General features: G+C 64.9%; 23 protein-coding genes and 1 tRNA gene. 13 read left to right on the top strand and 11 right to left on the bottom strand.

Annotated elements, in window-relative coordinates; all coding sequences use genetic code 11:
* Position 1: 1 nt before the first annotated feature.
* Positions 2 to 3,193 (bottom strand): glycoside hydrolase family 15 protein, encoded by a 3,192-nt coding sequence (locus QZ186_RS08105; protein ID WP_296416395.1) that lies wholly within the window; start codon positions 3,191 to 3,193, stop codon positions 2 to 4.
* A gap of 63 nt (positions 3,194 to 3,256) precedes the next feature.
* Between QZ186_RS08105 and QZ186_RS08100 the strand changes: the two genes are divergently transcribed.
* Positions 3,257 to 4,003 (top strand): WecB/TagA/CpsF family glycosyltransferase, encoded by a 747-nt coding sequence (locus QZ186_RS08100; protein ID WP_296416394.1) that lies wholly within the window; start codon positions 3,257 to 3,259, stop codon positions 4,001 to 4,003.
* Positions 4,004 to 4,084: 81 nt separating this feature from the next.
* Here QZ186_RS08100 and QZ186_RS08095 read toward each other — a convergent pair whose 3' ends face one another.
* Both QZ186_RS08095 and tgt read right to left on the bottom strand, forming a co-directional pair.
* A complete protein-coding gene (locus tag QZ186_RS08095; RefSeq protein ID WP_010314460.1) occupies positions 4,085 to 4,228 on the bottom strand; it encodes a photosystem II reaction center protein K in 144 nt (47 codons plus the stop codon).
* A gap of 30 nt (positions 4,229 to 4,258) precedes the next feature.
* Complete coding sequence (tgt, locus tag QZ186_RS08090) at positions 4,259 to 5,380, bottom strand: tRNA guanosine(34) transglycosylase Tgt (protein ID WP_043705370.1); 1,122 nt, start codon at positions 5,378 to 5,380, stop codon at positions 4,259 to 4,261.
* A 44-nt stretch (positions 5,381 to 5,424) separates the two neighbouring features.
* On the opposite strand from tgt, the gene QZ186_RS08085 reads away from it, so the two are divergent.
* Positions 5,425 to 6,162: an adenosylcobinamide-GDP ribazoletransferase gene (locus QZ186_RS08085; protein WP_296416393.1), complete on the top strand. Its 738-nt coding sequence runs from the start codon at positions 5,425 to 5,427 to the stop codon at positions 6,160 to 6,162.
* On the opposite strand, the gene QZ186_RS08080 is transcribed toward QZ186_RS08085, so the two are convergent.
* A complete protein-coding gene (locus tag QZ186_RS08080; protein WP_296416392.1) occupies positions 6,122 to 7,159 on the bottom strand; it encodes a sensor histidine kinase KdpD in 1,038 nt (345 codons plus the stop codon). The two genes, QZ186_RS08085 and QZ186_RS08080, sit on opposite strands and share 41 nt — an antisense overlap.
* 406 nt (positions 7,160 to 7,565) lie before the next feature.
* Here QZ186_RS08080 and QZ186_RS08075 point away from each other — a divergent pair, with 406 nt between their 5' ends.
* Positions 7,566 to 7,937, top strand: a complete 372-nt coding sequence (locus tag QZ186_RS08075; protein WP_010314468.1) for a DUF3155 domain-containing protein — start codon at positions 7,566 to 7,568, stop codon at positions 7,935 to 7,937.
* Positions 7,938 to 8,001: 64 nt separating this feature from the next.
* On the opposite strand, the gene QZ186_RS08070 is transcribed toward QZ186_RS08075, so the two are convergent.
* Positions 8,002 to 8,622 (bottom strand): dienelactone hydrolase family protein, encoded by a 621-nt coding sequence (locus tag QZ186_RS08070; protein WP_296416391.1) that lies wholly within the window; start codon positions 8,620 to 8,622, stop codon positions 8,002 to 8,004.
* A gap of 59 nt (positions 8,623 to 8,681) precedes the next feature.
* Between QZ186_RS08070 and purH the strand changes: the two genes are divergently transcribed.
* Both purH and QZ186_RS08060 read left to right on the top strand, forming a co-directional pair.
* Entirely contained in the window at positions 8,682 to 10,241 is a 1,560-nt protein-coding gene (gene purH / locus QZ186_RS08065) for a bifunctional phosphoribosylaminoimidazolecarboxamide formyltransferase/IMP cyclohydrolase (protein WP_296416390.1), read from the top strand.
* 38 nt (positions 10,242 to 10,279) lie between these two features.
* A complete protein-coding gene (locus tag QZ186_RS08060) occupies positions 10,280 to 10,744 on the top strand; it encodes a DUF4079 domain-containing protein (RefSeq protein ID WP_010314472.1) in 465 nt (154 codons plus the stop codon).
* Here the strand turns inward: QZ186_RS08060 and QZ186_RS08055 are convergent, their stop codons facing one another.
* The 3 genes from QZ186_RS08055 to sfsA all read right to left on the bottom strand — a co-directional run bounded on the left by QZ186_RS08055 (position 10,745) and on the right by sfsA (position 13,495).
* The gene (locus QZ186_RS08055) at positions 10,745 to 11,383 is read right to left on the bottom strand and encodes a DUF1997 domain-containing protein (RefSeq protein ID WP_296416389.1); all 639 of its coding nucleotides are present in this window, start codon (positions 11,381 to 11,383) and stop codon (positions 10,745 to 10,747) included.
* Positions 11,384 to 11,478: 95 nt separating this feature from the next.
* Positions 11,479 to 12,699, bottom strand: coding sequence for a 4-hydroxy-3-methylbut-2-enyl diphosphate reductase (locus QZ186_RS08050; RefSeq protein ID WP_247476336.1), 1,221 nt, complete (start codon positions 12,697 to 12,699; stop codon positions 11,479 to 11,481).
* Between the two features lie 25 nt (positions 12,700 to 12,724).
* The gene (gene sfsA / locus QZ186_RS08045; RefSeq protein ID WP_296416388.1) at positions 12,725 to 13,495 is read right to left on the bottom strand and encodes a DNA/RNA nuclease SfsA; all 771 of its coding nucleotides are present in this window, start codon (positions 13,493 to 13,495) and stop codon (positions 12,725 to 12,727) included.
* A 45-nt stretch (positions 13,496 to 13,540) separates the two neighbouring features.
* On the opposite strand from sfsA, the gene murJ reads away from it, so the two are divergent.
* Positions 13,541 to 15,163: a murein biosynthesis integral membrane protein MurJ gene (murJ, locus tag QZ186_RS08040; RefSeq protein WP_296416386.1), complete on the top strand. Its 1,623-nt coding sequence runs from the start codon at positions 13,541 to 13,543 to the stop codon at positions 15,161 to 15,163.
* Here murJ and QZ186_RS08035 read toward each other — a convergent pair.
* From QZ186_RS08035 to QZ186_RS08025, 3 genes are read right to left on the bottom strand one after another with little or no spacing between them, the layout of a single operon-like run.
* The gene (locus QZ186_RS08035) at positions 15,160 to 15,414 is read right to left on the bottom strand and encodes a hypothetical protein (RefSeq protein WP_010314477.1); all 255 of its coding nucleotides are present in this window, start codon (positions 15,412 to 15,414) and stop codon (positions 15,160 to 15,162) included. The genes murJ and QZ186_RS08035 overlap by 4 nt on opposite strands.
* 25 nt (positions 15,415 to 15,439) lie before the next feature.
* Positions 15,440 to 15,727 (bottom strand): DUF3181 family protein, encoded by a 288-nt coding sequence (locus QZ186_RS08030; RefSeq protein ID WP_010314479.1) that lies wholly within the window; start codon positions 15,725 to 15,727, stop codon positions 15,440 to 15,442.
* Between the two features lie 23 nt (positions 15,728 to 15,750).
* Positions 15,751 to 15,990 (bottom strand): hypothetical protein, encoded by a 240-nt coding sequence (locus QZ186_RS08025; protein WP_247476332.1) that lies wholly within the window; start codon positions 15,988 to 15,990, stop codon positions 15,751 to 15,753.
* Positions 15,991 to 16,073: 83 nt separating this feature from the next.
* Between QZ186_RS08025 and QZ186_RS08020 the strand changes: the two genes are divergently transcribed.
* From QZ186_RS08020 to QZ186_RS07990, 7 genes are all read left to right on the top strand, one after another.
* Positions 16,074 to 16,147, top strand: a tRNA-Arg gene (locus QZ186_RS08020).
* A 107-nt stretch (positions 16,148 to 16,254) separates the two neighbouring features.
* A complete protein-coding gene (glyA, locus tag QZ186_RS08015; RefSeq protein WP_247476331.1) occupies positions 16,255 to 17,544 on the top strand; it encodes a serine hydroxymethyltransferase in 1,290 nt (429 codons plus the stop codon).
* Positions 17,545 to 17,660: 116 nt separating this feature from the next.
* Positions 17,661 to 18,758: a glycosyltransferase family 4 protein gene (locus QZ186_RS08010; protein WP_296416384.1), complete on the top strand. Its 1,098-nt coding sequence runs from the start codon at positions 17,661 to 17,663 to the stop codon at positions 18,756 to 18,758.
* On the top strand, positions 18,748 to 19,989 hold the full coding sequence (locus QZ186_RS08005; RefSeq protein ID WP_296416383.1) for a competence/damage-inducible protein A: 1,242 nt from the start codon (positions 18,748 to 18,750) through the stop codon (positions 19,987 to 19,989). The genes QZ186_RS08010 and QZ186_RS08005 overlap by 11 nt, the downstream gene beginning before the upstream one ends.
* A 32-nt stretch (positions 19,990 to 20,021) precedes the next feature.
* Complete coding sequence (leuC, locus tag QZ186_RS08000; RefSeq protein ID WP_296416382.1) at positions 20,022 to 21,431, top strand: 3-isopropylmalate dehydratase large subunit; 1,410 nt, start codon at positions 20,022 to 20,024, stop codon at positions 21,429 to 21,431.
* A gap of 25 nt (positions 21,432 to 21,456) precedes the next feature.
* A complete protein-coding gene (locus QZ186_RS07995; RefSeq protein WP_296416381.1) occupies positions 21,457 to 22,080 on the top strand; it encodes a 3-isopropylmalate dehydratase small subunit in 624 nt (207 codons plus the stop codon).
* A gap of 54 nt (positions 22,081 to 22,134) precedes the next feature.
* A complete protein-coding gene (locus QZ186_RS07990) occupies positions 22,135 to 22,638 on the top strand; it encodes a pentapeptide repeat-containing protein (RefSeq protein WP_296416379.1) in 504 nt (167 codons plus the stop codon).
* The last annotated feature ends 13 nt before the right edge of the window (positions 22,639 to 22,651 follow it).

Genomic DNA, 22,651 nt, shown 5'->3' with positions numbered 1-22,651 from the left:
CTCAGGCCATCTCCGCCAGTTCTTTCAGCGCCAGCAGCTGCCAGCGGCGGCAGTCAGCTGGTGAGGCGCGATAGAAGGCATCCCAGGCATCGCCTTTGTGGCTGCCGTACTCCGCGGGATCGATCTCCGGATGGCGCTGCTGCCAGCCGACGCGGACCGCGTGGCCAATCACCACATCCAGCACCAGGTCGTCAGCGACGCTGACCTCCGGGTTGGCATCGACGAAGGCAATCAGGGTGACCAGGGTCTCGATGCAGAGGCGGCGGTATTCGGGCGCCTCAATCTTGCTGAGCAGGTGCTCGACGTGAACCGCGAAGTTGCGCTCGCCGGGGGTCTTCTCCTTGAGCAGCGGTGCGCTCTCGAGCCGGTTGCGGCGCTCGAGCTTGTCGCCGATGACCAGGCCGCGGCAGTGGTGCAGCAGGCTCCAGATTCCGGGGTGGAAGTCCCGGGGCACGTTCTGCAGCGCACCCATGCGCTCCCGGTGTTTCAGCCAGTTTTCGCCCTTTTCGAGCTCCTCCAAGGGTTCAGGAGCCTCCCAGCTCACCCGGCCACTGAGGTGCAGTTGCTCCTTGCGTTGCAGGGCGGCCTTGGCGTGCTCCACATCGCTGAGCACCTGCTTGAGCCGCCGTCCGATGGCGTGGGGCGGCGTGTCGCAGAGGGCCTCGAAGGCTTCACTCGGTGAGAGGTTCTGCTCCCCGGCCACTTCACTGGTGAGCAGCAGCAGCAGTTGTCCCAGCTGCAGGGTCAGGCTGCCGCTGAGTAAGGCGGGATCACGTCGGGCCAGACCATCGAGGGCGAGCAGGAGTTCCTGCTGCAGCACCCATTCGCGGCTGTCCTCGCCGCTGTAGAGGCGGATCATGGCTGCAATCGCCTTGCTGCTGAGGGGCTGGGTGATCAGGGAGTCGTTGGTGTAGTTGCGCCCCACCACGACCTGTTTCTGGCGCACCAAGAGATCGGTGAGGGCATCTTCAAGCTGGGGATGAACCAAACCCAGGACTCCAGCGCAGCGCCGCACCACGTTCCAGTCCCCATCCTTGAGGGCGCGGCGGTAGGCCTCCTCCAACAGGGCCTTGGGTGTTGCATTGCCCTTGGGTCCGGTCAGGACGGCCGAGAGGCCGAGCCGGCGGACCAAGAGCTCAAGCAACTCGGCTTGCTCCTGTAGGGAGGCGCTTTGCCAGAGCCGCTCCAGCAGCGCATCCAGGCTGGATTCCTCCAGCTCTTGCTCTTGTTCGGCGGTCAGCGGTTTGTCCAGGCCGCTGCTCTGCAGTCCTTGGATGGGCTCCGCAGCGCTGACGGCAGCCTCCGGTTGCGCATGGGGCAGTTCCGCCCAGCAGGCTTGGTTGGCCAGGTCGTCCAAGCTGCCGAGTTGCACCGCGGTTCCACCCAGCACGCCGCTCCGCAGGGTCTCCCCAAGCCGCAGGAAGGTGTCAGGGCTGCGCTGGAAGGGACCTTCTTCGACAGGGATCAGCAGCAGCGGTAGCCCGCTGCCGCGCCAGTGGCGTTGCAACTGACTGATTTCGTTGGTGACCGCATCCACCAGTTGCTCGGGGTCATCGGAGAGATAGAAGGTGTCCTCCTCCAGCACCGCTGGCAAAAAGGCCAGGGTTTGGCCGTCTTGGCGGTAGAGCCGGGCGGTGGCCATGGTCTCCATGCGCAGCCGCGGATGACCGCTCAGGCCCAGTCGCGCATTGGCGCCCACCTGGGCCATCCGCCGGCCGAGCTCTTTGGAGCTGGCGATGTTGCTGGGCCCGGGGCGGCTGACGGCCAGTCCCGCCTGCTCCAGGGCCGCTGCGATGTGCTCGCGGGCGGGCACGAAACTCACCAGGACCTGAGGCGCCCCCAGGCTGCGGCTGCGGCGCCGTTCGCTGGGGTCCAGTTGCTGCGGCTCCAGTAGGCCCAGCAGCATCAGGTCGCTGAGCCAGGTCAGGCTTTGCGTCCAGAGCAGGGGAACGTTGTCGTTGGCAATGCGCTCCTGGCTTCCCGGTTGCTTGCGCTCAGCCTCGATGCTGGCTTTGGGCACCAGATAGACCTCCGGCAGCAGCTCGATGCCGTCCACGTCGACGGCAACCTTGCGCAGCCGCTCCCGCCAGCTCCAGGCCTCACTCCAGCGTTCTTCGCAGCAGGCCGTGATCAGCTCATAGGCCAGGAACAGGGGCCATTCGCATTCGATGTGCTCGAACTGGGCCAGTTCCTCCCGTTCGTAGTGCAGTCGGTTGTGGTCCTCGACGACGGTCTGGTGGCCGTCCCGGCGGAAGCGCTTGTAGCCGTAGGGCCCGCCCAGTTCGGTGCGGATCTTGTCGCGCGTGCGCTCCACAAGGGCGCTGTCTTCCACGGCCCAGGCCGGGTAGCCAATCACCGAGAGGCAGGCCGCATCGACTTCTTTGCTGGCTGATTCCCTGGGCAACAGGCCGCTGAGGGCGCGCCGCAGCCGCACGATGGCGTCGTGGGGAATGTGCAGGTGGCACTGACCATTGCCGTGGGGGCCATAGAGATCCAGGCCTTCCAGGGCCTCGAGGGCAGCCTTAACCAGACCAATGGAGCTGGCGTTGCGCTCGGGTAGGCCGTGGTTGCCCTTGTCCCCGCGCTCCCAGATGCCGTAATCGCGCACCCGGTAGGCGCGAGCCACGTAATAGACGAGGTTTTGCAGGAAGTCCCGTTCGTGGCTGGTTTGCACCACCACCAGTCCCGAACGGGTCAGCTGGGCGAGCTGCAGCAGGAACAGGGCCGTGGCATCGAGCTGCAGGTGCCCCCAGCCGTCATCGGGGACCACCGGGTCGCCACTACCGGTGTCGTATTTGGCGTGCAGGCAATCGAGCGGGGAGAGGGTCTGCTTGAAGCGCTCGACCTTGTGGGCCTGGCGCAGCATCGCGTTGAGTAGACCCCGCATCAGTTGCAGCACCCGCTGCTCCAGCTCGTAGACGCGGGCGGTGGCGCCACTGAGGCGCCGATGGGCCAGGGCGAGGCCCCAGACGCATTGGATCGAGTAGACGCAGTCCCGCACCCAGGCATCGCCGTAGTTGCCGTGGACGTTGTTGGCGGTGCTGGCGGGGAGCAGGCCAGTGATCGGATGTTGGCGCTGCAGCACCACCTGATCGATCTGCCGGTCCAGTTCTTGCAGGCGCTGCCAAGCCTCAGCGGCACTCAGCTGCAGCGGTGCGGCGCTGTTCGCAACCGGGGCGCTGCTGAGGGTCATGGGCGAGCACTGCCTGAAGGCCAGCCATAGATTCTCCCGTGCGGCCTATCCACGACGGCATCAATGGCGACTCCCGCCAGCCCCAATGCGTTTGATCAGCCCGCCTGGGAGACCGCCCAGGTCTTGGGTGTGCAGGTGGCCGTGGCCGCCGATGTGCTCGAGGCCGCCCTGGCCTTGAAGCAACGGGGGGGCGGTCAGATCGTCACCTTGAACGCCGAGATGACGATGTCGGCCCTGGCCGATCCCGCCCTAGGTGGGGCGATCGCGGCGGCGGATCTGGTGATTCCTGATGGTGCCGGTGTGGTCTGGGCCCTCAAGCGCCAGGGTTACCGGGTGCGCCGCAGTCCAGGCATTGAGCTCGCCCGTCAGCTCCTGGTCGAGGCGGCGTCCCGCAGCTGGCGTGTGGCTTTGGTGGGGGCCAGTCCCGAGGTGATGGCGCTGGTCTCGGCCCGGCTGAAAAAAGAGATTCCTGGCCTGAACCTGCAGTTCAGCGTCCACGGCTATCAAAGCCCGGAGCAGTGGCCCGGCATTGAGCAGCAACTCCGCGAGGCCAGGCCGGATCTGGTGCTGGCGGCTTTGGGTGTGCCGCGCCAAGAGACCTGGATCCAGCGCATGCATGCTGGTCAGCCGGGCCTCTGGATGGGAGTGGGCGGCAGTTTTGACGTCTGGTCGGGCGCGAAACAGCGCGCTCCCCAGTGGATGTGCCGTCTGCAGATCGAATGGCTGTATCGCCTCGTTCAAGAGCCCAGCCGTTGGCGCCGGATGTTGGCGTTGCCGGAATTTGCCTGGGCCGTCTTGCGCCGGGGCTAGTCCCGGATGGCCAGCAAAAAGCGGTGGAGACCACAAGGGCCCCCACCGCTTTTTTGTTTCTCTCAACTGCTCAGCCGGGAATCAGCGGAAGCCGACGGAGGCTTGCCAGACAAAGGCCAGCAGCAGGAAGAACAGGGGAATGATCGGCAGGATGTCAATCAGAGGACCGAAGGCTTGGTAGGCCTCGGGCAGCTGGGCCAGGGTCTGCAGGGCGTAGGCGGCCATCCTGGTTTCGTCGTTGGCTAGGGACGGAAGCTACCACGTGTGGGCGGCCGGAGAGGCTGGTTCCCACGGAGCGAAATCCTCTGAAAAACAGCCGTCACGGATGGCCTGTCCCATCGCTGTGCTGAAGCGCACCAGTTGGGTGATGTTGTGCAGGCTGAGCAGGATCTTCCCGAGCAGTTCATCCGTTTTGATCAGGTGGTGGAGGTAGGCGCGGCTGTGGACCGTGCAGGCCGGGCAGCTGCAGCTGGGATCCAGTGGGCTGTGGTCATGGCGGAAGCGGGCGTTTTTCAAGTTCCAGCGCTCGCCGCCCACCAGGGCCGCGCCGTGGCGTCCCAGGCGGGTGGGCAGCACGCAATCAAAGAGATCGAAGCCGTTGGCCACGGCGATGGCCATTTCAGGGAGGGTGCCAACGCCCATCAGGTAGTGGGGCTTGTCATCGGGCAGTAAGGGGCCGACCTGGCGCACGATCCGGTGCATTTCTTCGGCGGGCTCGCCCACGCTCACACCACCGACGGCGATTCCTGGCAGTCCCATGGCGCTGATGACGCGTGCCGATTCTTCGCGCAGGTGCGGGAAGCAGCCCCCCTGCACGATCCCGAACAGGGCCTGATCGTCCTTGGTGTGGCTCGTGATGCAGCGCTCCAGCCAGGCATGGGTGCGGCGGCAGGCGGTCTCCACCTCGCTTTCCGTGGCGGGATAGGGCGGGCACTGGTCAAAGGCCATTGCCACATCGGCCCCCAGGGCCATTTGGATCGCCATGGATCGCTCTGGGGTGAGATCGATCCGGGCCCCATCGCGGGGGGAGCGAAAGACCACGCCGCGGTCGTTGATGGTGTTGATGTCTCCCAGGCTGAAGACCTGAAAGCCGCCGGAGTCGGTGAGCATTGGCCCGTCCCAGGCCATGAAGCGGTGCAAGCCGCCGCCATCCGCCACGATCTGCTCACCGGGTTGCAGGTGCAGGTGGAAGGTGTTGGAGAGCACCATCTCCGCCCCGGTCGCTTTGAGTTGCGCCGGCGTGACGCCCTTCACCGTGGCCAGCGTCCCCACGGGCATGAAGCGCGGGGTGGTGACGACGCCATGGGGGGTGTGAAAGCAGCCGCAACGGGCGGCGGTGCGCGTGCAGCGGGCCGTGATCTCGAAGTGGAAGCTCATCGAGGCGGCAGGATCATCTAGCCCCATCGTTGCTGGCCGCCTGCATGCTCAGGGATTGGGCTGGAGCCTGGATTTTTTACAGCGTCCTTCCGCTGCCGCCCGGGGTCACGCCGCGCTTTGAGCGCATTGCCCGCTTTGCCCCTTGGGTGGGTCTGGCGATTGGGCTGTTGGAGGCAGCGCTGTGGCAGCTGCTCGCGCCCGCGGGTCCGCTGGTGCAGATCCCCCTGGTCTTGGCCCTGGGCATCAGCCTGAGCGGCGGGCTGCATCTCGATGGGCTGATGGATACGGCCGATGGCCTGGCCGCCCCTGCTGAACGCCGTCTGGAGGCCATGGACGACAGCAGGGTTGGGGCGAGCGGGGTCCAGGCACTGTTGGTGGCTCTCTTGCTGCGCGCTGCGGCGTTGGCCTGGCTTGGCCCCCTGGCGCCTTTCGCCCTGGTCTGGGCTTCGGTTTGGGCGCGGGTTTCACCGCTGTTTGCGATGCAGTGGTTTCCCTATCTGCGCCAGAGCGAGGGCACGGCGGCGTTTCACCTGCGCCATTGGAAGGGTCTGCTGGCTGAATTGGTGCCCTCGTTGCTGTTGGCTTTTGCCCTCAGCGGCCTGCTGCTGGGACTCGGGCTCAGTCCATGGGCCGGGTTGGGCTGGCTCGGTGTGCTGCCGGCCATGCTGATTCCTTGGGTGTTGGGCCGGCGCTTGGGCGGTCACAGCGGCGACAGCTACGGCGCCTGCGTGGAGTGGAGCCTTAGTTGGATCCTGTTGCTGTTGGCCGTTTCGGCAGGCTGAGTTGGAAGGCATTGCCAGCGCTGGGCAGTTTGGGATCGAGACCGGAGGGCGGCACCCGTAGCTCCAGTGCACCGCCGATGCGTTCCGCGAGGTCCCGGCCGAGCGCCAGCCCCAGACCGCTGCCGTCGAGGGCAAGGCCGGTGCTGCCCCGTTCCCCTTTGCGGAAGATCTGCTCCCGTTCGGCGCTGGGGATTTCGGGCCCTTCGTCCCAAACCGCCAGGACGAGCTGATCGCCCTGCTCCTGGCAAACCAGGCCGACCCCGCCACCAGGGCGGCTGTAGCGGAAGGCGTTCTCCAGCAGGTTGGCCACGATTTCGGAGACGGCCGCGGCATTGCACGCTTGCGTCGGAAGCTCTCCAGGCGGCACCCAGCGCCGGCCTTGCAGGGCGGCGGTTCCAGCGGCGCGCTCCAGCAAGGGCTCCAGCACTTGGTTGAGGGAGTGCAGGTCCTCACTGCTGAAGGCTGGCGGCAGCAGCAGCGGTTGCAGGCCGTCTTGGGCGGGGGGCAGCAGCGGAGTTTGGGTGAGTTGATCGATCGCTTCGAGATAGCGATTGATCTGGTGCTGCTCGCTCAGCAGGTTGTCCACCAACGCTTGATTGGCGCTATCGCCATCGAGTCGACGCCTGAGCAGTTGTCCAAAGGTGCGCAGGGCCGCCAGGGGATTGCGCAGTTGATGGACCAGCAGCTTGAGCTGGTCGTCCCGAAGGGCCAGTTGACGGCCGAGTCGTTGTTGCTCCAGATCGAGCTTGAGCGCTTCGGTGAGGCAGAGCGCTGTTGCTTCCAGCCGATCACTCAGGGGCGTGGGCCAGGGCCAGCAGTCGGTGTCGATTCGCAGGGCTCCAAGCAGGAGCGGCCCATCTCGCAGGGCGAGCCAACGGCGCGTACTGCGCTCGTCTGGCGATGGCCTACTGGCATCGCTTTCGAGGGCCAAGACTTGCTTGGGCCAGCCGCCAATCGAGAGCAGGGAGGGTTCTCCACTGGCGCTGGGGAGGGCCACGTACACCACCAATGACCGCAGATCAGGACGATCTGCGAATTGGGCAAGTTGCTGTTTCAGCAGCGCGAGAAACCGCTTGGAGACTTGCATCTAGGCGGCGTTCTGGTGGTGGTCCACGGCCTTAAACGGAACTTTTTTCGGAGACTTGGTTCAAATCCGAGAAAAAGTCTTAAGATTTTGGGTATCGACCAATACCGAGCGGCCTGACGCAGGCAGCACGGCGATGGCTTCTGCCTTTGCTTGCAACTTTGTTGCATCGAGGTTACAGCAGGAGAGACACGTCTCTTTGCTGGTTGAACGCCAACGCTCGCTTTGCTGTCAGTTTGGGCTGTCAGACGTTTGGGCGTTGTTGAAGGTCTCTTGCCTTCGTCTCTTCGTCCCCTCCGCCCTTCGGGGTTCCTGAACCATGTCCAAAAAGCGCAAGCGCATCAGCCGCCGCCGGCTTGCTGGCCAGCGAGTCCTGGCCCATGTCGGTGTTCACAACATCGAGACCGGTGAATACAAGCCTGTGACGGCTGCCCGTCGCTACATCGCCGAGTCAGGGATCGTTCCTCCCGCTCTGGTGAACGTGCGTCGTAACGAGCACACCACGGACCGCTTCTTCTGGGGCGAAAAAGGTCTGTTTAGTGCCCAATACGCCGAGGAGAACCACTTCCTCTTCCCTTCCCTGCGTGAGATCGTCGATCGCATTGGCGAAGACAACCTCTTTGCTGGTCTCGAGGCGATGGCCGCCGACGACTGGGAAGAAATGGAAGAGTACGAATACGCCTTCGTCTGATTCTCAGACTCTGCTTTCAGAAGGGCATCAGCCGGCCTCCCGATGGGGCCGGCTTTTTTGTTGCTCACTGAGGCAGGCCTTGGCTGGGCGCGATCCGCTCAGTGATGAAGCGTTTGAGCTCAGGGAAGAGCGATTCATCGATGCCATGGCCGCCGTCAAAGGCCAGCAATTGCGCTGACTGTCCGCTGGCTTGGAGTTGCTGCAGCAGTTCTTCGCTGGCCATGAACGGCACCACCGGATCCTGGCGGCCATGGGTCAGGAGCACGGGGGGGCAGGCAGACGGCGCTTGCCAGCCTTGATGGGGGTAGCCGCTGCAGGCGGCAATGCCGGCTAAGGGCAGTGCTGTGCCGACATCAAGGGCCATGGCTGCGCCCTGGGAGAACCCCAGCAGCACGGTCCGCTCCAGGGGGACGCTCTCAGCGAGGGCGAGAAGCCGGGCACGGAGCTTGGAGCGTGCTGCGGGCAGGGCATCCCAATCGATGGGCTGCAGGTCGTACCACTGCCGTCCGCTCCCGTAGGGGTGGGGCTCTGGCGCCCGCAGGGCGACAACACTGGTCTCTGGGTTGACGAGCAGTTCCCCGAGATCCAGGAGGTCATCGGCATCGGCTCCCCAGCCGTGCAGCAGAACGAGTCGCTGTTGCGCGTTCTCAGGCCCGAGTTGGAGCTGGTCGGGATGGCTGGTCATGGGCGGATCCGGGAGCTGCTCCTGCGTAGGTTGGACCTTCTGCCGACCTCTGCATCGCCATGGCGCCCACGGCCCTGCTCAGCGTGTCCAATAAGGAAGGGCTGGTGCCCTTGGCCCAGGGGCTGTTGGCGGCTGGTTATCAGCTGATTTCAAGCGGCGGTACGGCAGCGGCGTTGTCGGCCGCTGGGGTTCCGGTGACCAAGGTCGCTGAGCACACCGGTGCCCCCGAGATCCTTGGGGGACGCGTGAAAACCCTGCACCCCCGGATTCACGGCGGAATCCTGGCCAAGCGCTCGGACTCCTCCCACCAGAGTGATCTGGTTGACCAGGGCATTGCCCCGATCGATGTGGTCGTGGTCAATCTCTATCCCTTCCGCGAGACGATTGCTCGGCCCGATGTCAGCTGGGACGCGGCGATTGAGAACATCGACATCGGCGGGCCAGCGATGGTGCGCGCAGCCGCCAAGAACCATGCGGACGTGGCGGTCCTGACCAGTCCGGCGCAATATCCCGCCTTTCTGAAGGCCCTGGCCGCTGGAGCGATTAGCCCTGAGCTGCGGCGTCAGCTGGCCCTGGAAGCCTTCAGCCACACCGCTGAGTACGACACCGCCATCAGCCAGTGGCTGAGTGCGCAGCTGGCATCGCAGAGCGCCGGCACGTTCAGCCTGGAGTTGCCCGCGCGCCAAAGCCTGCGCTACGGCGAAAATCCCCACCAAAGCGCCACCTGGTACGCCCAGCCTGGGGCTGGCCTGGGTGCGGGCGAGCAGCTCCAGGGCAAGGAGCTCAGCTACAACAACATCCTCGATCTCGAGGCTGCCCTCGCCACGGTGCGTGAGTTCGGCTACGGCGGACAGCCTGCGGGGGGCAACGCCTTCAAGCCTGCGGCGGTCGTGGTCAAGCACACCAATCCCTGCGGCGTGGCCACTGGGACAGGCAGCGCCAATGCGATTGAGCGGGCACTGGATGCGGATCGCCTCTCGGCCTTTGGCGGCATTGTTGCGATCAATGGTCCCGTCGATGGCGCCACCGCAGGGCATTTGACCAGCCTGTTCCTGGAGTGCGTGGTTGCGCCCTCCTTTGATCCGGAAGCCCGCGAGCTGCTCTCGGCGAAGGCCAATTTGCGTTTGCTCGAGCTGGCACCGGAGGCGATTGAGCGGGCCAGCCGGCAACAGCTCCGCAGCGTCCTGGGTGGACTGCTAGTGCAGGACCTGGACGATCAGCCCGTCGACGAGACCGCTTGGCAGGTGGTGAGCAAGCGTCAGCCCAGCCCCCAAGAACTGGCGGATTTGGCCTTCTGTTGGCGCTTGGTGCGTCACGTGCGCTCCAACGCCATCACCGTGGCCCGCGGCGGTCAAAGCCTTGGCATCGGCGCCGGGCAGATGAACCGCGTGGGTTCGGCCAAGATTGCCCTGGAGACCGCTGGGGACAAGGCCCGTGGAGCCGTGCTGGCCAGCGATGGCTTCTTCCCCTTCGATGACACCGTTCGCTTGGCGGCCCAGTACGGCATCACGGCCGTGATTCAGCCCGGGGGCAGCGTCCGCGACGCGGACTCGATTGCCGCCTGCGACGAGTTGGGCCTGGCGATGGTCACCACGGGCCGCCGCCATTTCCTGCACTGATCTAGCGTCGCGCGGTCCGTCCACCACGCCAGCGCTCCATGCCGGAAGCTCTCGCCTTCAATCTCAACTTCCTGCACCCGCTGGCCATGTGGGGCCTGCTGGCCCTGAGCGGCTACGCGATGTTCCTTGGCATCAAGGCCAAGAAAACGCGTACCGCTGATGCCGAAGCGCGTAAGACCCTGATCAAGGGGCAGTTCGCGAAACGCCATTACCTCTATGGCAGCGCCGTCTTGGCGGTGATGGTGCTGGGCACCTTTGGCGGCATGGCCGTCACCTACTTGAACAACGGCAAGCTGTTCGTCGGCCCTCACCTGCTGGTGGGCATCGCCATGACCTGCGGACTCGCGATGGCGGCTGCCCTGTCCCCGCTGATGCAGCAGGGCAATCTGATCGCCCGCAAGCTGCACGTGATGCTGAACATGGGGGTCTTCACCTTGTTCCTCTGGCAAGCCGTGAGCGGGATGCAGATCCTCAACAAGATCTGGGAAAACCGCCCCGCTTGATCAGAACTGGGCCCGCCGTCTTGGCGGGCAGTCCAGCCCATGGGTGGCGTGGAAGTCCTCTTGGACCTTCCAGGTCAGGCGCCTAGAGATTTGGCGCACGATCTGACGCAGTAGATGATCCCCGCTGCTCTGCACCAGGCTTTCGGGCAGGAGACCAATCACCGCCGGGAGCTTGATCCAGACGCTGAGGTCCAGCTCCCAGCGCACATCGGTCTGGGGGATCTCGGCGTTTTGCTCTTCCAGACGGAGGGCCGCATTGAACTCCACGTCGTAGAGGTCCCGCAGGCCCGGTTGGAACTGCTCAGGCGGCACGGTGCAAATCCGATAGACGCCTTGGCTTTGAGGCAGGAGTTCCAGGCCAATCGTCGGTTCCACTTCGAAGCCAAAGTTGCCGAAGCGGCCGAGGGTGAGCCGATAGCCGTTTTGCCCCAGGCTGTTGACCTCCATGGGGGCCGCGCAACGGCGGAACCAACCTTCGTGGCGATCGAGGTAGGCCGCCACGGTTTTGGCGGGGGCCCGCATCTCCATCACATCAGCGAATTGGCTGCTGTAGCAGCGGACCCGTGTGTCCTCGCTGCGCCGCAGGGGCAGGTCGCTGGCGTCGACCTCAGGTCCAGGTGTGGTCACCGATGAGATCAACGCAGAAGGCTCTGTTGGAGGGCCTGGTTGTGGGTCAGATGAATCAATGTAAAGCGCGCTCGGGGCCCGGCTCTGCAGCGTCTGTGACAGCTCGACTAGGCGTCGGCTAAGGCCATCAAACGGCTAATCACATCCTCCACAACGCGATCGGGAGTGGAAGCGCCGGAGGTGATGCCCACCCGCAGCGGACCGCTGGGGAGGAAGGGCTCGACCACCTCCAGCTCGGCCCCCAGGGGCTTGTGTTCAATCCGGTTGCTGGGGCCAATGCGCTCAGGGGTGTCGATGTGGAACGAGCGAATCCCGCGCGTGATGGCGATCTCCTGCAGGTGGGTGGTGTTGGAGGAGTTGTAGCCGCCAATGACCACCATCAGATCGAGGGGCTCATCCACCAGAGCAAACATCGCGTCCTGCCGCTCTTGGGTGGCATCGCAGATGGTGTTGAAGGCCAGGAAGTGGTCGTTGAGCTCAGCGGGACCAAAGCGCTTGAGCATCGTGCGCTCGAACAAGCGACCGATTTCTTCGGTTTCGCTCTTGAGCATGGTGGTCTGGTTCGCCACGCCGACGCGAGCGAGATCCCGGTCGGGATCAAAGCCCGGTGAGCAGGCATTGGAGAAGCGCTCCATAAACGCCTGACGCTGCTCTGCGCTGGGATTTGCTCCACCGCTGCTGGCGAGGATGTAATCGCAGACCAGCTGCGCTTCGGCCAGATCGAGCACCACCAGGTAGGTGCCGGCAAAGGAGCTGGTGGCGAGGGTCTCCTCGTGCTTCACCTTGCCGTGAATGATCGAGGTGATGTCGTGCTTCTTGTGCTTCTCCACGGTGTTCCACACCTTGGAGACCCAGGGGCAGGTGGTGTCGACGATGTGGCAGCCCCGCTCGTTGAGCAGTTGCATCTCCTGGACGGTGGCGCCAAAGGCGGGAAGGATCACCACATCGCCACTGGCGACCTTGGAGAAGTCTTTGACTCCGTTCTCAACGTCGATGAACAGCACGTCCATCTCCCGCAGGTGATCGTTCACCGAGGGGTTGTGAATGATCTCGTTCGTGATCCAGATCCGCTCAGTCGGATAGTGCTTGCGGGTTTCGTAGGCCATGGCCACGGCCCGCTCGACCCCCCAGCAGAAACCGAAGGCTTCGGCCAACTTCACCTGAAGTCGGCCATGTTTGAGCTCGTATCCGTTTTCACGGATGCTGGCGATCAGATTGCTTTGGTAAGCCTGCTCAAGGCTGCCGGCCACCTCTTCCCCCAGACCAAAGCCGCGGCGGTTGTAGCGATCGGAGTGATGCAGCGATCGCTTAAACGCGCGGGTATCCACAGCGGCTGGCTCGAGGTCCCTAACTCTATGAGCCCTCGCTCTGGGCTTGGACGCTGGCCACCCCAAGCCAGTCGATGCGCGTTGCACTGAAGCTGTAGCGGCAGGGCAGGACTTCCACGCCAGCCTCCAGGGCTTCGCGGAAGAGTTCGCCGTAGCGCGGGTCGGCTTGATCGCCGGGGGCGAAGCGCCCGAGGTCGGAGCGGCTCAGGCAGGGCACGAGCACCGCCCGGGCCTCCGGGAGGACCCCCATCAGCTCCTGCAGGTGTTTCTGCCCCCGTTCGGTGACGGTGTCTGGGAAGAGCGCGAGATCGCCGTCGCACCAGGTGGTGTTTTTGACCTCGAGGTAGATCGGCCGCGGGTCCTTCGCACCCTCGGCTGGGGTGAGCAGCAGGTCAATGCGGCTCCGGCGATTGAGGCCATAGGCCACCTCCGCACGGATGCTCTCGATCGGACCGAGCCAAGGCTCGAGGCAACCGGTCTCGATCGTGGCGCGCACCAGTCGGTTGGGCAGGGCCGTATTGATCCCGACCCAGACCGGCTGGCCATCGGCACCGGGCACCTCGGCCTGCTCCCAGGTCCAGGCGAGCTTGCGGGTCGGTGATGGGGCGTAGCGCAGCCTGACGCGCCCGCCGACGTGCAGCACGCCGGTCATCGGTCCGGTGTTGGCGCAGTGGGCCGTGACGACCTCGCCGCTGCTCAGCTGTACATCCGCGAGAAAGCGCTTGTAGCGCTTGAGCAGGACCCCCTCATGCAGGTCCTCCAGTGCCAGGACTGGCAGGGAAGTGGCAGCTGGCATGCAGAGCGGCAAGAATCGCCCGAGTTTGGGCCCTGCGGCGCCTCGATGAGCCAATCCAACCGCTCACTGCGGCGAATCGCCCTAATCGTGGCGGTCGCAACGGCCCTCAGCAAATTGGCTGGCCTGGTGCGCCAGCAGGCCATCGCCGCTGCCTTTGGCGTGGGGGCGGCCTACGACGCCTACAACTACGCCTATGTGCTCCCGGGCTTTCTGTTGATCCTGCTCGGAGGGATTAACGGCCCGTTCCACAGCGCCATGGTCAGCGCCCTGGCCCGTCGTCCCCGCGAAGAAGGTGCCCATGTCCTCGCCGCCATCAACACCCTGGTCGGTGCGGCGCTGATTGGCGTCACCCTGCTGTTGTTTGTGGCTGCTGATCCGCTCATCGACCTGGTGGGTCCGGGGCTGGATGCCGAGCGCCATGCGATCGCGGTGCTGGAGCTGCGCTGGATGGCGCCGATGGCGCTGTTCGCCGGCTTGATTGGGCTGGGCTTTGGGGCCCTGAACGCCGCCGATGAGTTCTGGCTGCCCTCGGTCAGTCCCCTGCTCTCCAGCGTGGCAGTGATCGCCGGCCTGGGGATTCTGTGGTTGCACCTGGGTTCCGACATTGCGCTTCCCCAGTACGCCTTCCTGGGCGGTGCGGTCCTGGCGGGAACGACCCTTCTGGGGGCCATCTTTCAGTGGTTGATTCAGCTGCCGGCCCTGGCCAAGCAGGGGCTGCACAAATTCCAGCTGGTCTGGGATTGGAAGCACCCTGGCGTTCAGGAGGTGCTGCAGGTGATGGGCCCCGCCACGCTCTCGTCGGGGATGTTGCAGATCAACGTCTTCACCGATCTCTTCTTTGCCTCAGGGATCGTCGGTGCGGCGGCAGGTTTGGGCTACGCCAACCTTCTGGTGCAGACCCCTTTGGGTCTGCTCTCCAATGCGCTGCTGGTGCCGCTGCTGCCGGTCTTTGCCCGGCTCACAGCCCCTGGGGATCGCCCGGAGCTGATCGCAAGGATTCGCCAGGGCTTGATGCTCTCCAATGCCTCGATGCTGCCGCTGGGGGCGCTGATGGTGGCTTTGGCGGGACCCATCGTCGCTTTGGTCTACGAGCGCGGCGCCTTCAACGCTGGAGCGGCGGCCCTGGTGGGCGGTTTGCTGATGGCCTACGGCGTCGGGATGCCGGCCTATCTGGGGCGTGACGTGCTGGTGCGTGTTTTTTATGCCCTCGGAGATGGCACGACCCCGTTTCGCTTCTCGATGGCGGGGATCGCCCTGAATGCCCTGTTCGATTGGGTCCTGGTGGGTGGTCCGACGCCCTGGGGGCTGCAGCTGCCCGCGTTGAACTTCGGCGCGCCTGGGCTGGTGCTCGCCACGGTTGGCGTGAATCTGATCACTTGCTTCGGTCTGCTGTTGGCCCTGCAGCGCCGCGTTCCAGGGATGCCGCTCGCCAACTGGGCACGGGACAGCGTGCTCTTGCTGGCGGCCGCTCTGGTGGCTGGTTTGATCGCTTGGGCGACGGCCCAGGCGATTGCTTGGCCCCAGGATCTTCTGGGCCTAGTGCTGCAGTGCAGCTTCAGCGGTGGCCTGGGCCTCTTGGTTTATGGCTTGATTGCAGGCGGCGCGAAGGTGCCTGAGGCCCTAGAGATCGGCCGTCAGCTGCGGGCGCGTCTGCCCGGCCGGGGTTAGAGCTCGACGACCCGCTCCTCGCGCACTTGGATCGGCAGCTCCAGGTGGCTTTTGCCCACCATCGCTGGACCATCGACGGAGTAGATCCGGGCTTCGATGCCGAAGTCGCGAAAGGCCGTTTCCATTTCTTGGATCAAGGCTTTCTCGACCTGGGCCTCCGCATCGACGACTTTGCCGATCAAACGGCTGCCCAGACGACCGATGCGCTGACGCACCACCTCGCGAGCGTTGGTGACCTCGATGACCAGCACTGGGCCCTGGCAGGTGGGAGCAACCCTAACTGTGGTTCTCCAGCAGATCCTCCAGGTCCTGCAGTTGTCCGGCCGGGACCAGGCGGGCAAGGGGAAGCTTGCTGCTCCCGCCACCAATCGGAACTTGCACGGCTTCGAGGGACTGCCGTGCGCAGACACCGGCGCCTTGATCGAGCCTGGCGGCGCATTCAATCGCCAGGGTTTCGGCGAGGCCAGCGTCTCCGAGGTAGAGGTGCCAGCCTCCGATTTGGATGTAGAGGCGATCGGCAATCGCGAGTTGCAGGTCGCGGATCTCGCCAGGGGAGAGGGCCATGCCAGCCGAGCTCAGAGCTGCGCTCAGGATGACGCCTTCGGACGTTGCGCGGCCACGCTGATCAGGTGGGCCATCAACAGCACGGCCCAGGCGCTGGTGAGCCAGTTGAGGTGGCTCCAGGGGTGCCGCATTTCCTGGACAAACCAGAGGCCGCTGTTCAGGGCTGCAAAGACCATGCCGTGCAGCACCAGATTCACGATCCGGTTGAAGTGCCGGTAGGTGGGGTCCTCAGGGTTGGCAGGGCCATACCAACGGATCGGCATGTCTGGGCGGCTCCTCGTTGACTCCAGTCTGGTCGGTTGACGTGTGGGCCCTCGATGTGGGCAGAATGTCCTGGCAAGCGCAGGCGCTTGTAGCTCAGCGGATTAGAGCATCTGACTACGGATCAGAGGGTCGGGAGTTCGAATCTCTCCAGGCGCGCCTTCAAAGAGTCGTCCTTCGGGGCGACTTTTTTATTGGCGAGGCACCGGCCAGCGTGCAGTGCTGCGGTTTCTTACGATTCAGGTCAACCTGAGCCCTGATTTGTCATGGCGGAGTCCACCGCAGCAGCCACCAATCGCCCCTTGGCTGCCAGCGATCCCGCCATCGCTGCCCTGATTGGCAAGGAGCTGCAGCGTCAGCAGACCCACCTGGAGCTGATCGCCTCGGAGAACTTCGCCTCCCAGGCTGTGATGGAAGCCCAGGGCTCCGTTCTCACGAATAAGTACGCCGAAGGTCTGCCCTCGAAGCGCTACTACGGCGGTTGCGAGCACGTCGATGCGATCGAAGAGCTGGCGATTGAGCGGGCCAAGGAGCTCTTTGGTGCGGCCTGGGCGAATGTCCAGCCCCACAGCGGCGCTCAGGCCAACTTCGCGGTGTTCCTGGCGCTGTTGAAGCCCGGCGACACGATCATGGGGATGGACCTGAGCCATGGCGGTCACCTGACCCACGGTTCACCGGTCAACGTCAGTGGCAAGTGGTTCAACGTCGTCCAGTACGGCGTCGATGAGACCACCCAGCAGCTCAACTTCGAGTCCATTCGCAAGCTGGCGCTCGAGCACAAGCCCAAGCTGATCGTCTGCGGCTACTCCGCCTATCCCCGCACGATCGACTTCCAGGCCTTCCGAGCCATCGCCGATGAGGTCGGCGCTTACCTGCTGGCCGACATGGCCCACATCGCTGGCTTGGTGGCTGCGGGTGTTCACCCCAACCCGGTGCCCGTCTGTGATGTGGTCACCACCACCACCCACAAGACCCTGCGTGGTCCCCGCGGCGGCCTGATCCTTTGCCGTGATGCGGAGTTCGCCAAGCAGTTCGATAAAGCCGTCTTCCCCGGCAGCCAGGGCGGTCCCCTGGAACACGTGATCGCGGCCAAGGCAGTGGCCTTTGGTGAGGCCCTGCAGCCCAGCTTCAAGGCCTATGCCAAGCAGGTGGTTGCCAACGCTCAAGCCCTGGCGGCTCGCATCAAAGAGCGCGGCATTGACGTGGTGAGTGCGGGCACCGACAACCACATCGTGCTGTTGGATCTGCGGGGCATCGGCATGACCGGCAAGGTCGCCGACCTCCTCGTGAGCGATGTGCACATCACGGCGAACAAGAACACGGTTCCCTTTGATCCCCAGTCCCCCTTTGTGACGAGCGGTCTGCGGCTGGGTACCGCCGCTTGCACCACCCGCGGCTTCGATGAAGAGGCCTTCCGTGAGGTGGCCGATGTGATTGCTGATCGCCTGCTCAACCCTGAGGACGCAGCGATTGAGGAGCGTTGCCGCCAGCGCGTCGCTGCGCTGTGTGAGCGTTTCCCCCTCTACGCCCACCAGCGCGAGCTGCAGCCCGCTTGAGCGACTGGCCCCTCAGGGGGGCCTTGCCTATCGCCGAACTCCCAGGCCCTGCTTAAGCTTTGGCTGGCAGGGCCTTTTGTTTGGGCTACTGCGCACTGCATTGAGCACCGCCTTCGATGATTTCCAGCCGGCCGGATCTTGCCGCTGTTCTGGCCTTCGGAAGCGCTGCACTGCTGACCGCCTTGATCGTCCCTCTGGTGCGGCAACTCGGGCTGCGCTGGGGCCTGATTGACCAGCCTGACCCCAGAAAGCAGCACACCACGCCGATGGTGCGCCTGGGGGGTGTTGGGATCGTTTCCGGCTTTGTGCTCGGGCTGCTCTTGATCTGGCGTCTAGGCGGCTTTGTGGAGCTGCCGCCTCAGCGGGATGCCCTGATTTGGACCACCCTGGCCGGCTCCCTTTGCTACTTCGTCATTGGCCTGGCCGATGACCTGTTTGCCTTGCCCCCGTTGCCCCGCCTCGGAGGGCAGGTCGCGGTGGCGATGGCCGTCTGGAGCCAAGGCGTCCGTATTGGTGCCATCGATCTGCCCTTCGCTGGCAGTGCAGGGGTCATTCCCCTGTCTGAACCGCTGAGCCTGCTGTTCACCGTGATCTGGCTCGTGGGGATCACCAACGCCATCAACTGGCTCGATGGCTTGGATGGCTTGGCTGCCGGTGTCAGCGGCATTGCAGCGGTTGCCTTGCTTTCGGTGAGCTACAGCCTCTCGCAGCCGGCCCCTGGTCTGCTGGCGGCGGCATTGGCTGGCAGTTGCCTTGGCTTTCTGCGCCACAACTTCAATCCAGCCAAGATTTTTATGGGCGATGGCGGCTCCTATTTCTTGGGCTTTGCCTTGGCCGCCATCAGCATCATTGGCCCGGCAAAGGGCTTGACCAGCGTCAGCCTGCTGTTTCCCCTCTTGATCCTGGCCCTGCCGCTGGCGGACATGTCCGCCGTGATCATGGGCCGGGTGAGCGAGGGGCACTCCCCCTTCTATCCCGATCGCCGCCACCTGCATCACCGCTTGCTCAGAGCAGGCTTCAGCCACCGCCGCACGGTGCTGCTGATCTATGCCTTCACCCAGTGGCTGGCTGCTCTGGCTTTGGTCTTTGCCGGGGCGGAACTGCGTTTCCTTTGGTTGACGTTGGCCACCGCGGTCTTGATTGCGGCGGTGACGATCTGCCGCCGCAGCTTGAGCCGCGAGCGGGCCCAGCAGGACCAGGGCGTTGACGGCTGAGGTCCTCTGCGTCGGCAGCGAATTGCTGCTGGGCAACATCACCAACGGCAATGCCCGCTGGATTGCGGAGCAATTGGCGGCCCTTGGGGTGCCCCACCAACGCCAGATGGTGGTGGGGGATAACCGAGAGCGCTTAATGGCTGAGGTGCGGCAGGCGGCTGGGCGCTGCCGCGTCTTGATCACCACCGGGGGGCTGGGTCCCACCCCCGATGACCTCACAACGGAGGCCATCGCCGCTGCTTTTGGGACCCCCTTGGTGGAGCATCCCGAGATCTGGGCCGAGATCCAGGCGCGCCTGTCTGCTCGCGGCCGAATCTGCTCCCCGAGCAACCGCCGCCAGGCCTTTTTGCCTGAGGGTGCTGCCGTGCTGCCGAACCCCACCGGAACGGCCCCGGGAATGATCTGGAGCCCAGTTCCAGGCTTCACGGTCCTGACCTTCCCGGGGGTTCCCAGTGAGATGAAGGCGATGTGGCAGCAGACCGCGGCCCCCTGGCTGCGTCAGTCCGGCTTGGCCGCGGGGGTCTTCGCCAGCCGGATGCTGCGGTTCTGGGGGGTCTCGGAATCAGCCTTGGCCGAAGAGATGGCGGATCTGCTTGAGCAGGCCAACCCGACCGTGGCCCCCTATGCCGGTGCCGGGGAGGTCAAGTTGCGCATCACGGCCAGGGCCGAGCATCAGGCGGATGCTGAAGCCCTGCTTCTGCCCGTGGAGCGCGAGATCCGCCGCCGCACCGGGCAGAGCTGTTTTGGTGTGGATGAGCAGAGCCTTGCTGAGGTCGTGCTGGAGCAGCTGCGTCAGCGGGGGCAGACGGTCGCCGTTGCCGAGAGTTGCACCGGTGGTGGATTGGGCGCGGCCTTGGCCGCTGTTCCTGGGGCGTCTGATGTGTTCCTGGGTGGGGTGATTGCCTATGCCAATGGCGTGAAGCAGGGACTGTTGGGCGTTCCGGCGGAGCTGTTGCAGGCCCACGGTGCCGTGAGTGATCCGGTCGCGCAGGCGATGGCGGAAGGAGCGCGGCGCGCAACGGGTGCTGATTGGGGGCTGGCGATTACCGGTGTGGCTGGACCCGGTGGTGGCAGCGACGAGAAACCCGTGGGCTTGGTGCATCTGGCGATCGCCGGTCCGGATGGCTGCAGCAGCGAGGGGGTGCGCTTCGGTACAAGTCGCGGGCGGACCTGGATTCAGACCCTCAGCGCCGGTGAGGCCCTCAACCGATTGAGGCTGCAGTTGGCCTGAGTAGGCTCGTCGATTCCGCTGCAGGCATCGGCGTGAGCTCCGGCACCCTCTACGACAAGGTTTGGGATCTACATCAGGTCTCCCAACTGCCGGGTGGGGCCACCCAGCTGTTTATCGGCCTGCATCTGATCCACGAGGTCACCAGCCCCCAGGCCTTTGCCGGCTTGAAGGACTTAGGGCTATCGGTGCGGCACCCCGAGCGCACGGTCGCCACGGTGGATCACATCGTTCCGACCACCTCCCAGGCGCGCCCCTTTGCCGATCCCCTGGCGGAGGAAATGTTGGCGACGCTCGAGGCCAACTGCGCCGAGCACGGCATCACCCTGCACGGCATCGGCAGCGGTCGCCAGGGGATCGTGCACGTGATTGCCCCCGAGCTGGGTTTGACCCAGCCGGGCATGACTGTGGCCTGCGGTGACTCCCACACCTCCACCCACGGTGCCTTCGGCGCGATTGCGTTTGGCATTGGCACCAGTCAGGTGCGTGATGTGCTGGCCAGCCAGAGCCTGGCGATGGGCAAGCTCAAGGTCCGCCGAATCTGGGTGGACGGTCAGCTCCAGCGGGGGGTCTACGCCAAGGACCTGGTGTTGCACGTCATCCGCACCCTGGGGGTGAAGGGCGGGGTGGGTTACGCCTACGAATTCGCCGGTCCGGCGATTGAGGCCCTCTCGATGGAGGAGCGCATGACCCTCTGCAACATGGCGATTGAGGGCGGCGCCCGTTGCGGTTACGTCAATCCCGATCAGGTCACCTTCGACTACCTCGAGGGCCGGCCTTTCGCTCCGAGCGGTGAGGCCTGGGCTGAGGCGGTGCGCTGGTGGAGTGGCTTGGCCAGCGGCAGCGACGCGGTCTTTGACGATGAAGTGCGCTTTGACGCAGCCTCCATTGCTCCGACGGTCACCTGGGGCATCACCCCGGGCCAAGGGATCGGGGTCGACGAGGCCGTGCCCACCCTGGAGCAGACCGAGCCCGATGAGCGGCCCCTGGCGGAAGAGGCCTACCGCTACATGGATTTGCAACCCGGCGCCCGGATCGCCGGTCTGCCGGTGGATGTCTGCTTCATCGGCAGCTGCACCAATGGCCGCTTGAGCGATCTTCAGGCCGCGGCAGCGGTGGCGAAGGGACGCCACGTGGCAGAAGGGATCAAGGCCTTTGTGGTCCCCGGCAGCGAGCAGGTGGCGGCCGCCGCTGAGGCTGAAGGTCTCGACAAGGTCTTTGAAGCGGCGGGCTTTGAGTGGCGCGAGCCGGGCTGCTCGATGTGTCTGGCCATGAACCCTGATCGTTTGGAAGGCCGGCAGATCAGTGCCAGCTCCAGCAACCGCAACTTCAAGGGACGTCAGGGCTCTGCCAGTGGCCGCACCCTGCTGATGAGCCCAGCGATGGTGGCCGCGGCAGCGATTCATGGCCGCGTCAGTGATGTGCGCGCGTTGCTCAACGCCTGATTGCTCGCGTTTTTCTTCTCAACCGATGGCTAGCTCCACTTCTTTCCCCTCCGGTTCAATCGGCCGCGTCTCTGGCACCAGCGTTGTGGTGCGCGGCGATGACATCGACACCGACCGGATCATTCCGGCCCGTTTCCTCAAGTGCGTCACCTTTGATGCCCTCGGGCCCGCGGCCTTCGCGGATGACCGCGCTGAGTTGGCCGGTGCCCATCCCTTTGATCGCCCGGAGCATCAAGAGGCCTCCGTGCTGCTGGTGAACCGCAATTTCGGCTGTGGCTCCAGCCGCGAGCATGCCCCGCAGGCCCTGATGCGCTGGGGTATTCGGGCCGTGGTCGGCGAGAGCTTCGCTGAGATTTTCTACGGCAATTGCCTGGCGCTGGGGATCCCCTGCCTCTCAGCCGACCACGACACCATGCTGGCCATCCAGGCCGTCGCTGAAGCCGATGCAACGGCCGCCTTCGTGGTGGATGTGGAGTCCTTGACGCTCTCGTGCGGCGACCAGCAGTGGGCGTTGACGCTGGCGGCGGGTCCCAAGCAGATGCTGCTGAGCGGCCAGTGGGATGCCACGGGCCAGTTGCTGGCCAATGACGACGCACTCAAGGCCACGGCCCAGCGCCTGCCCTATCTGCGTCAGTTCCAAGCCGCCTGATTCGTGGCGGACAGTTGCTCCACTGTCTATGAATGAGATAGCGGCGTAGGGGCCATGGCGAGCGATTGGCTGAGGGGCGGATCGATCGCTCTAGTGCTCGCTTTCATTGGCGGTCCTGGCGCCGGGCGATCTGCTCCCTTGACTGTGGAGCCGTTTCCGGCGGCGCCGGCGCTCGTTGCTCCGGCTTGGTCTGACTGCCGAGGCTGTGATCTGCGCGGGGCGGACCTGAGTGGATTGATGCTGAACGGCATCGATCTGCGCGAAGCGGATCTGCGCGGGGCTGACCTCAGGGGCAGCAACTTGGAGGGGGCTGACCTCAGTGGCGCCAACTTGGAGGGTGCACGGCTGCAGGAGACCCGGCTGAGCAATGCGGATCTATCGAGAGCCAACTTGAGCAGCGCCGATTTGAGCGGAGCTGTGATGATTCAAGCCCTGACCCCTGGGCTGAAGCTCGATCAGGCCATCCTCGTCGGTGTTGATTTCACCGGCAGCCAGGTGATGGTCGGCGGTGAACTGCTGGATGGACCCAGCCCGTTGCCGGCGTTACCGCCTCAATAGAGGCCCTGGCGTT

The sequence above is a fragment of the Vulcanococcus sp. DEBay_Sum29NL08_54 genome, assembly GCF_017859255.1.
Taxonomy (GTDB): Bacteria; Cyanobacteriota; Cyanobacteriia; order PCC-6307; family Cyanobiaceae; genus Vulcanococcus.
The sequence above is the reverse complement of the archived record's forward strand: the minus strand, read 5'-3'. Positions and strand labels throughout refer to the sequence as shown.